Source organism: Nostoc sp. 2RC (assembly GCF_014222165.1).
In the GTDB taxonomy this organism is placed as follows: domain Bacteria; phylum Cyanobacteriota; class Cyanobacteriia; order Cyanobacteriales; family Nostocaceae; genus Nostoc; species Nostoc linckia.
This window is the reverse complement of the sequence record NZ_JACKZU010000309.1, coordinates 1-10,021: the sequence shown is the minus strand read 5'-3', so window position 1 is coordinate 10,021 and position 10,021 is coordinate 1. Positions and strand designations below refer to the sequence as shown.

General features: G+C 38.2%; 9 protein-coding genes. 6 read left to right on the top strand and 3 right to left on the bottom strand.

The window, feature by feature from the left end; translation table 11 throughout:
- The 3 genes from GNE10_RS26270 to GNE10_RS26260 all read left to right on the top strand — a co-directional run.
- A partial coding sequence (locus tag GNE10_RS26270) for a hypothetical protein (RefSeq protein WP_185568175.1) occupies positions 1 to 2,766 on the top strand: 2,766 nt, incomplete at its 5' end.
- A gap of 241 nt (positions 2,767 to 3,007) precedes the next feature.
- On the top strand, positions 3,008 to 3,229 hold the full coding sequence (locus GNE10_RS26265; RefSeq protein ID WP_029637898.1) for an AbrB/MazE/SpoVT family DNA-binding domain-containing protein: 222 nt from the start codon (positions 3,008 to 3,010) through the stop codon (positions 3,227 to 3,229).
- Positions 3,229 to 3,657: a putative toxin-antitoxin system toxin component, PIN family gene (locus GNE10_RS26260; protein WP_185568172.1), complete on the top strand. Its 429-nt coding sequence runs from the start codon at positions 3,229 to 3,231 to the stop codon at positions 3,655 to 3,657. The genes GNE10_RS26265 and GNE10_RS26260 overlap by 1 nt, the downstream gene beginning before the upstream one ends.
- A 367-nt stretch (positions 3,658 to 4,024) precedes the next feature.
- Here the strand turns inward: GNE10_RS26260 and GNE10_RS26255 are convergent, their stop codons facing one another.
- Together GNE10_RS26255 and GNE10_RS26250 are read right to left on the bottom strand one after the other, a co-directional pair.
- Positions 4,025 to 4,468, bottom strand: a complete 444-nt coding sequence (locus GNE10_RS26255) for a hypothetical protein (RefSeq protein ID WP_185568169.1) — start codon at positions 4,466 to 4,468, stop codon at positions 4,025 to 4,027.
- A gap of 643 nt (positions 4,469 to 5,111) precedes the next feature.
- Positions 5,112 to 5,510, bottom strand: a complete 399-nt coding sequence (locus tag GNE10_RS26250; protein WP_185568166.1) for a hypothetical protein — start codon at positions 5,508 to 5,510, stop codon at positions 5,112 to 5,114.
- Positions 5,511 to 5,930: 420 nt separating this feature from the next.
- Here GNE10_RS26250 and GNE10_RS36170 point away from each other — a divergent pair, with 420 nt between their 5' ends.
- From GNE10_RS36170 to GNE10_RS26240, 3 genes are all read left to right on the top strand, one after another.
- A complete protein-coding gene (locus tag GNE10_RS36170; RefSeq protein WP_260447040.1) occupies positions 5,931 to 6,053 on the top strand; it encodes a hypothetical protein in 123 nt (40 codons plus the stop codon).
- A gap of 188 nt (positions 6,054 to 6,241) precedes the next feature.
- Positions 6,242 to 8,422, top strand: coding sequence for a polyphosphate kinase 1 (gene ppk1, locus GNE10_RS26245; RefSeq protein ID WP_185568163.1), 2,181 nt, complete (start codon positions 6,242 to 6,244; stop codon positions 8,420 to 8,422).
- Between the two features lie 284 nt (positions 8,423 to 8,706).
- Entirely contained in the window at positions 8,707 to 9,123 is a 417-nt protein-coding gene (locus GNE10_RS26240; RefSeq protein ID WP_185568177.1) for a response regulator transcription factor, read from the top strand.
- Between the two features lie 225 nt (positions 9,124 to 9,348).
- On the opposite strand, the gene GNE10_RS26235 is transcribed toward GNE10_RS26240, so the two are convergent.
- Complete coding sequence (locus GNE10_RS26235; protein WP_185568160.1) at positions 9,349 to 9,528, bottom strand: hypothetical protein; 180 nt, start codon at positions 9,526 to 9,528, stop codon at positions 9,349 to 9,351.
- Positions 9,529 to 10,021 lie beyond the last annotated feature (493 nt).

The following is a 10,021-nucleotide window of genomic DNA, read 5'->3' as shown; positions in this document are numbered from 1 at the left end:
AATCACAACAATTTATTAATTAAACCCGATCAAATAAATAGCTTACAAAATCAACAAATTTTAAAACGCACCTTAAAGAAATTTCAATCTAATTTAGAAAACCCAAAAAAATTACCCAAATTAATTATAGCTGATGTTATTCCAATTGAAGAATATAAAGATAACCCTGCCAAACCACCCGCAGAAGATGAAGAAAAACCCCAACCAGATATAATTCAACCATCAAATTCAAATCCAGCAAAACCATATACTCTCCAACAACAACTACTAATCCAAAAACTACGTCGAACAAAAAAACAGCAACAAGTAATCCAAAAGAAAATAATTCTTGACGCTCTGAGTTCCAGTGCCAATAGATACCCTTGGATTACTAACCCTACAGATAACCTGACTTTTAAACCTCAATTATTTAAACCAAATAAAGACGAAAATTATATCGATACAGATTTAAGTATCAGATTTTCTGAAGATAATGAAATTATTGAAAAATTTACCTACGGAAAATTTCCTGAATCTGACCAGTTTTACTGGGTTCTCGATAACAATAGATTAGTAATTGAAACCAAAGGTACACAAGCAGGTATTCTTTACCAAGGGAGAGCTTCTGAAAACTATAGTACCCAAAATATGACATCAACCCAAGCATTTTGGGGTTTACAATCTCTAAATACTTTACCTGTGAATTTCGACGAATTAATGGGTGAGGCTGGAGTTGATAATTTTTCTATAGTTTCCATAGCAGGACAAATCATTAATCCTGAAGGAGTACCTGCTGGTAGAGTAATAATTAATAGCGGAGTTAATCCTGAAGATCCTAACGTCACAATTTTGAGAAATCCTACCCCAATTCTTGGTAGTGGTTCAACTTTAAGTAGTCAAGGTGGGGGAGCTTTATTTGATTTATTAGACGCTACCAATACTCCTAGAATTATACAAGCCTTTCCCACTACAAATTTAAAGCCTCTATTAGATGGTGGAAATGTTAGACTCCAACTAGGCGAAATTATTCCTAATTCTGCTCTAGAAGCAGCTGGTATTTTTTGGGGCGATATTTTAACAGGTGAAGGCTTTGGTTTTACTGCTCCTGTTTCTTCATTACCAGGTGCTAAGATTGCTCAGCGGGGTAGATTTGATAATTTTGATTTATTGAATATAGCAGTCAACCCTTACCTCACGCCACTTGAAAGAGATTTAAGTTATTTAAATTCTTTATTTTGGGTTTCTTTTGGCAAAAGAGACCCCCAATTTGAAATTGTATCTCAGGCTCCACAAAGAACTTCTAATTGGCATAGGTTATATGCTAGCTATCCTCACAATCGCACCATTATTCAATACGACCCAGAAAAAATTAGTGCCAATTATTCTAATGTTTTTGCTAGTCCAGGATTCTCAATTACAGCTAATTTTAATGATTTTAGTATTGATGGTATACAAACAGTTAATTCTACTTTAGGACTGGCATTAGGTGGAATTTTTAACTTTGTTAAAATAGACAATCTTGACGAGAGTTTAGCAGAAGCACGAGAAAGATTTAAAAACGGAGACAGTTTTGCTGAATTAAATACAAAATCAACACCAAATCAAAGAAGACTAATTAATAACAGGCTGAATCGCACTTTAGCTTATTCCAATGCAGCCAGTAACCTAGAACAAGTATCTGGGAATATGACAATTGAGAGTAAAATTACTCCCAATAATTCTAGTATATTGACCCTAAGGACAGGAAATCACAAACGCGCCGTTCAATTTTTAGAAAGAGATATTCAACTTTTAGACCCAGGTGATACATTCTTTTCAACCCTGAGACTTTCTAATGAAAGATTTGGCCCTTTGACTTTCATTGGCAATCAAATTCCTTTAAATAATACTGGCATCGATCCTGTTAACGAATCTAGTGCTACTGAAGTTATTTTAACTAATTCTGAAGGGCGACAATTTGTACAGAGATTTAGTTCGGCAGATAATACTATCGTCCCACTACCAGTCCGCACATTTGATTTGGCATTCGATTATTTTGAACTCACCAGAGTTGACCTCATAGGTGTGAGTTTTAACCGTTTTAATGGTTATCTGTCTTTACCTTCAGTGGAATTATTAGCAGCTGGTTCAAGTGGTGACTTAAACTATAGCGCTAGCTTGGGAACTTGGTTTAATGTAGATGCTCAATCAGCACCAGGAGTTTCTAATAATAATTTAGGATTACCAGAACCATCTATAGGCATATATTTTAGCGCTCTGGCTAACTATATTAAAACTCACGTCCAGTTAGATGCCAATAAAAAACCAGTAGCTATCAATACTCACGTACCGTCATTACAAATTAACTGGAATAGTGCATCAAACGCCAATAATCCTTTCTCCACCGTCTTAAGCTATTATTTTAATCGCCAACAAAAATATTTAAGTTTCTCTTTAGCCCCTGCCATCGCTTTTATTCAAGAAAATAGTAATGGTGAATTATTAGGACTTTTTAGCGGTGAACTTAGTACTAGCACTGGTTTGAATATTAATGCAAACCTCGAATTTGGTGAAAATTTATTCTATGAATTAAAGGGTTTACAAAGAATCAGTACTAATTTTTCTCTTGGTGCTTATATTAAAAATTATGCCACAAGAAATGTAGGTTTAAATAGCCGAGTATCTGGCTTAAATTACGGATTAATTTTTAGACATCAATTTCCAGATAATAATGTTTTTTTAGAATCTCTAATTGGTACGGGCGAAAATGGGTTTGATATGCAAATTAAAGGTGGTTATCGATTTTAGGCAAGAGGCAATTAATCAGTAAACCAAATTGTAAATTAGCTAATTATAAATAATATTTATATACTCTGTCTGTTGGTTAGAGAATTATGAACTATCGTAGCGATCGCTTCGCTCTTTGGAGAAAAAGTTTTTGGTTTGACAAAGGCGGTTTCGCTGATTGGGTTTTAGATTTAGTAAGGTAGGATGTATATACTAAAGTAAGGATTCCTTACATTTGATAGCAAAGGCTAGGGGACAAGTCATGCTCGCTAAGTTAACTTCTAAGAATCAACTAACGCTGCCTAAAAGTATTACTCGTGAAATCGGGGAAGCTGAGTATTTTGAGGTAAAGGTGGAGGGGGGGCAAATTATTCTGACTCCTGTAAAAATTCAACGGGCTGATGCAGTTCGATCTAAGCTGGCAGATTTAGGACTGAGTGAGCAGGATGTGGCTGATGCGGTGGCTTGGGCGCGTCAGTCGTGATGGGTTACCCACGGGTGGTAATTGATACAAATATTGTCATCTCTGCGCTAATATTTGGGGGCAGAGTATCTAGGCTTCGTTTGGCATGGCAGGACGATCTTTTCACTCCCCTGGTTTCTAAAGCGACAACAACTGAGTTAATCCGAGTGCTGGCTTATCCAAAGTTTAAGCTCACACCAACTGAGCAAGAAGATTTACTATCGGATTACATACTCTTTTGTGAAGCTGTAGCGATGCCTGCTTGCTTGCCTGTAATTCCTGAATGTCGTGATTCGTTTGATGTGCCTTTTTTACTTTTGGCTGTGGTCAGTGAGGCAGATTATCTTGTGACGGGCGATCGCGATTTACTCAGTCTAAAAGATAATTTCTCTTGCCCGATTATCACGGCTGAAGATTTTCTAAACGTTATTGATAGTCAGTCACCCTAATTTTTACGGTGATGAATCAATGGCACTCTAGCAGCATTGCGATCGCGTACCCGCCCTTTCCGGTGGCGATCGCTAGCCCTGAACTAGCAGCAGCTTCTAGTGCGGATCGCCGACTTTTCCAGAATTGACTTTAACAACCGAACAGATTTTTAGTACACGCAAAAATAGCTAAGTTTTGCATTCAGCTATTCAATTGTTAGCTCGAAACATCTACAAGATTAAGTAGGCCGATGTAAATAATTATTGTTGGGATAAGGCAGTTCTTGCTGGGAGCAGGGAGCAGGGGGAGAAAGAGTTTGAGCCTTATTTACTTTTCTTTACATAGTTTGGTTTTATTTCACCGACTTACTTAATATAGTCTTTTGTACTATTCCAAAGCCCCTAAACCATTAGTATTGTTGACCGTCTCAATGAGAGATGCCGTATTAGGAATTGATGTTAAATTATTGACTGTTTGTACATTTTGATTCAAAAGCGAATTGTTATTGTTTGTTATTACTTCTGTTGCTGTTCCTACAGTGAGGGATAAGGAAGTTATTCTTTCATTAATTGTTCCAATGTTTGTAAAAGTAGGCGTGACTGTTAGAGTGGTGCTTGTACCAGGATTTAAAACATTATTACTAACAGGTAAGAACAGTTCACCACTAACACTTTGATAAGCACCAGTAGGTGAAACTATAGAAACAGCACCACGCGCCACTGCTTGTTGTGCATTTACTGGCGCTGCAATCAAATTACCTAAACTGATAAAAGCCAGCAAATAAAAGCTTTTTTTGATAGTTACAGGTAGTTGACAAAACATGCTATACATGTTTATTCTATCCCTCATGCTTTTTTAGATTGGCATGAGAAATATATCTGTAACTTTCTGAAAGATTTGATTGCTAGACTACTAAAATTTGGTATAAGGATTAACACTTAGTCAAAAAAGGCAAAAGCCAAAGGGCAAAAGGCAAGAGTAATTATTACCTTTTTGTCTTGTCCCTATTGCCTTCTACCTTCTGCTTATTGCCTCTTGCCTCTTGCCTCTTGCCTTATTAAGAAGATTTCGTGAAGTATCTATTTAAACAAATATCAAAAGCCCGATTTCTTAAAGAAACCGGGTTTGTATGGTAATATTGTGAAATAAGTTTGGAAATACTGCCCCTCAACTACATTTAAGGGGTTGTATTTTTTCTGAAATCTGTTAAACCTTCCCGTCTACCTTATCCTGCATCAAGACTATGGATATAGGTAAAAGATATTGACTCAAAGAGTTGATCTGCGTATTACCAAGTATTTTAATGCAAATGCCTAGCGTGGGGATGCACAATAGTTTTATCTCTACTGCTGGCAATGCTTTCTCAAGCTAAACCCAAAAAGACATCGAAAATCAAGGCAAAGTGTGAAAGCGTCTAGACTAAAAGCCGATGAGTTTTTACACTATCGTGATTTTCTCTGAGCTAACGCTCGGTCTATTCTAAACCACCAGCGCTATATGCTCTGACAAGGGCAGCTACGTCTTCAAGATTGGTAAAAGCACCATCTGTAATTGCTGTTGCGATCGCAGCTTCAATTGTTGTAGCATCTCCAGTTGCAGCAGCCGCAGTTGGGGTTACTGTTAAATCTGAGATAGTTTCTAGGTTTGTACCTGGGTCAGTACCTGTAAAGGTAACGGTAACGTCGGTAAAGTCAGTACCTGGAGCTGCAACTACTTCACCACTAACACTGATAGAAGAACCTGATGGTCTAACGATTGTAACTGCACCACGAGCAGCAGCTTGATCTGCTTTTGCAGGTGCAGCAAAGAAATTGCTAACACCAACTAAACCTAATACGCAAACACTACCTTTGATAATTGTAGAAATTTTCATGATTCACAAGCTCCTTGTGTATTCATCTTTGCGTTTTCAATATAACTATTGCTTTCCATAAATATTTCAGTGATAACACTGAATTTTAAAAATTTTTGATGGTCATAAATTAAAAAAAATAATAGAAAAATTATGAGTATTGTTATGAATACCACAATGTAAATCTCAATAAAACAAGAGATAAAACAGAGAGGCTACCTGATTAATGTCTGTATAGTGCTTGTGGTATTGATTACTAAATTGAGTATTTTGAAAAACTATATCTAAAAATTACTAAATGTATGACTTGAAACTAAGTTTAATGCGAAAATTTCTGTAAACTATGCTTAATAATTACTCACAAATTTACCAAATTAGCCATACAGTATTTTGGCTAAATCTTGATTGCATCTTCACGGCTAATATGCTCTGAGCAATGATTTGAATTCTAGCGTTGCTAATTTTATGTATGAAAACGATCGCACACCATATCAAAAAGACGTTGCAATGCAACGTCTCTACATCTGGATTTATATCGCAATTGGTCAACGCCGGAATTCTTAGCCATAAAGTTATAGGGGCACACAGCTGTGTACCCCTACTCAAGAAATAATATTTTGAAATCATTAAAAGCAGCTATAAAACGTAGATATGACCAAGTGTTGCTTGGGCGTAACGCTCAAGCACTATTTAACTTACTATGTTTAGTGTCCCCAAGTTAAATGGCTACACCAGCCTGCCCTTAGGTCATTATGGCGAAATCAAAAAAAAGCACTACTCCTATTAATCTTAACGATCCACAATATTATCTTAACCGAGAGTTAAGCTGGTTAGAGTTTAATGCCAGAGTTTTACATGAAGCTTGTGACGATCGCACCCCGCTTCTCGAACGTCTAAAGTTTCTAGGAATCTTCTGTTCTAATTTAGATGAATTTTTTATGGTGCGGGTTGCTGGTTTAAAGCAACAAGTTGAGGCTAAGGTCAGTCTGTTAACTCCCGATGGTCGCACACCACAACAACAGCTAGACGATATTCGGTCTGCCCTGATTCCGCAGGTGAAAAAACAGCACCAACATTTTGACCAAGTACTCCGCCCGCTATTGGCAAATCATGGCATCCATATTCTGAATTACATAGATTTAAATCAGACACAGCGGAATCATCTCAACAGCTATTTTGAAGAACAAGTTTTTCCAGTTTTGACTCCGTTGGCTGTTGACCCCAGTCATCCGTTTCCTTTTATTTCTAATCTCAGCTTGAATTTGGCAGTTGTGGTGAAAAACCCAGACACCGATGAAGAATTTTTTGCCAGAGTCAAAGTTCCTAACGTTCTGCCAAGATTTTTACCCATACCTCGTGAGTTAGCAACCCCAGATAAGGAAAAACCGATTCACTGGGTGGGAGTACCTTTAGAACAAGCGATCGCTCATAATTTAGAATCCCTATTTCCAGGGATGAATATTCAAGAATATCATCCGTTTCGCATTACCCGCGACGCCGATTTAGTTTTAGAAGAAGATGAAGCCGATGATTTATTGTTAGCCATCGAACAAGAACTGCGAAAACGGCGTTTGGGTGGAAGTCCAGTGCGACTAGAAATTCAATCGCAAACACCAGAACCGGTGCGATCGCGATTATTACAAGATTTAGAATTAACAGACAGCGATCTTTATGAGGTAGATGGCCTTTTAGGACTGCGGGATTTAATGTATTTTATGTCCTTGCCACTACCAGAAATCAAAGATCCACCACGTCAATCTGTTGTCCCACCACGGCTGCAACGTCTTCGAGAACCAAGTTTAGACCCAGATGCACTAGAAACAGACGAAGGAAAAGACTTTTTTGCGGTAATTCGCGAAAAAGATTTGTTAGTACACCATCCCTATCAATCTTTTTCCGCCTCTGTGGTGCGGTTTATTACTTACGCCGCCTACGACCCGAATGTGCTAGCCATCAAAATGACTCTCTACCGCACTTCTGGAGACTCACCCATCGTTAACGCTTTAATCGCCGCCGCCGAAAATGGCAAGCAGGTATCTGTGCTGGTGGAATTAAAAGCGCGGTTTGATGAAGAAAATAATATTTATTGGGCAAGACGATTAGAAAGAGTAGGAGTTCATGTCGTCTATGGTTTAGTGGGACTGAAAACCCATAGCAAAACCGTCTTGGTGGTACGGCGAGAAAAAGACCGGATGCGCCGCTACGTGCATATTGGGACTGGTAATTATAACCCGAAAACTGCACGTCTGTACACAGATTTGGGATTATTTACTTGCCGTGAAGAAGTAGGTGCTGACATCACAGACTTATTTAATTTCTTAACAGGCTACTCCCGGCAAAAGTCTTATCGAGAAGTGCTGGTTGCACCTGTGAATATGCGCGATCGGTTTTTGGCACTTATTCGCCGCGAAATCGAAAATGTTCAAAATGGCTTTTCTGGGCGCATTGTTGCCAAAATGAATTCTTTAGTCGATCCCCAAATTATCGCCACTTTATATGAAGCTTCCCGCGCCGGGGTGCAGATAGATTTAATTGTTAGGGGCATTTGTTGTTTACGTCCAGGACTCAAAGATATCAGTGAAAATATTCATATAATCAGCATTGTTGGTCGCTTTTTAGAACACTCCCGCATTTATTATTTTCATAACAACGCACAGGAGGAAATTTATATTGGCAGTGCCGATTGGATGCGCCGCAACTTAGACCGACGAGTGGAAGTAATTACCCCAATTAAAGACCCAGATATTGCTAAAGACTTGCAAGAAATCCTGGGAATTATGCTCGCAGATAATCGCCAAGCTTGGGAATTACAATCCGATGGCACATATATTCAACGGCGTCCCTATGATGATTCTCCGGAAGCCAATTCCCAAAAAATTCTGCTCAATATGGCCTTACGCACAAATAGTGTAGCCTCAAACCTGATTGATTAAAAAGATTAGGTTCGCCATGTTTTGACTGAAAATCAAAAGGCGCAAGTCTCTAACTTCTATTTATTTGGAATCACTGTCAAGCAAGAATCAGCCAGCTTCTAGCGATGAGGAGTGTCAAAACTAGATCGACTTAGTTTTTTTACAAAATTTTAATTTTTTGAAAAGTTAACTAAGTTATTTGTTATGGGTTTATAGAAGTTATTCAACCATAGGATAGAGTAAGTACTGGCACTTATTCCCATAAACTAGAGGGGTTATTGTAAACAATTTTGTCTTTTCCCTCGATGTTAATGTTATCCTGTGAGTTTTCTACCTTGCGCGTTCTAGTAGTTGATGACCACGAACTTACTCGTTTAACCTTACAATTAGCTTTTTCTTGCCAGGAAAATATCCAAGTTGTGGGCTTAGCCAGTAATGGTCAAGAAGCTGTGGAAATGGTTAAACTTTGGCAGCCTGATGTAATTGTTTTAGATTTACAGATGCCAGTTATGGATGGCTGGAGTGCATCCAGTCAAATTAAAGCTATATCCCCTAACACTCAAATCCTTGCTTACTCTTCTGTAGAGGATGTAAGTTTTCAGGGGACAAAAAAAATGTCTAGCTTTGATGATGTTTGTAAAAAAGATGTACCTACCTCCGAACTTATCGCTTTAGTAAGGCAGTTAGGTAAGCGTGCGGCAAATAACACCGTCACTGAATGAGTGAATGATAATAAATGACATCACCAACCCAGGGTTATCTCAATTCCAGGGATTTGAAGACATTATATTAGTGAAAAAGGTCGGTATATCCTCAAGTTCAAGGTCACACCGACACTTTTTCATACTCTCCACTCTAATGGCGAGTCTAGCTTCAGGGACTTTCAAATACAAATATCCCACCGTTCACAGTCAACGGTCATCAGTTAGCAACTTCAAGTTACCTCACTATATTTCAGCTTCGGGAACTGTACGTCTAAATTCATCAATTAACTCATCCAGTTCCTCCAAAGCCTGATTTACGTCAATTCTTAAAGTTCCCAAGTTTGGCTGTTCCAGTAAACTCAGTAGGTAGTCCCGCTTACTTTGCACTATGGCAATTCGTTCTTTTATAGTCTGTAGATCCATTATTTTTTCTTTGTTTTAATCACCTTTAAGTCTAAACTTAACTCATAATCTAACTAAATGCAGCAAGAGGTTGCCTATTATACCTGTAGGAGTCCAGGGGTGTGGAATTGCTACCAACTAATAAAGTGACCAACAAGTTCTTGACTTTGTTTACTCAACAAGACTTCTATCTTCCTTGTCCCCCTTGTCCCCCTTATCCCAGCACAATGGGATATTTTTTTCTAGGAAGTCCCTGAGGTTACTATCCTTGCCAATGAAAATACCACAAACAAGATGGGCTAATACTCTTTCTTAATTTGTGACTCATAGCCGATGATAATAAAACTAATATCATTTCATAAAACTCTTACTACAAGTAAGTAGGTAGGGGCACACAACTTTCATAGGTGTCAACTTAACATGAAACTTTTATTATCACTGTCTGCGTTACCCCACCCCGGTTTTGTCTAAAGCCAAAACCTCCCCTCCCCGAAGTTCGGGGAGGGGTTGGGGG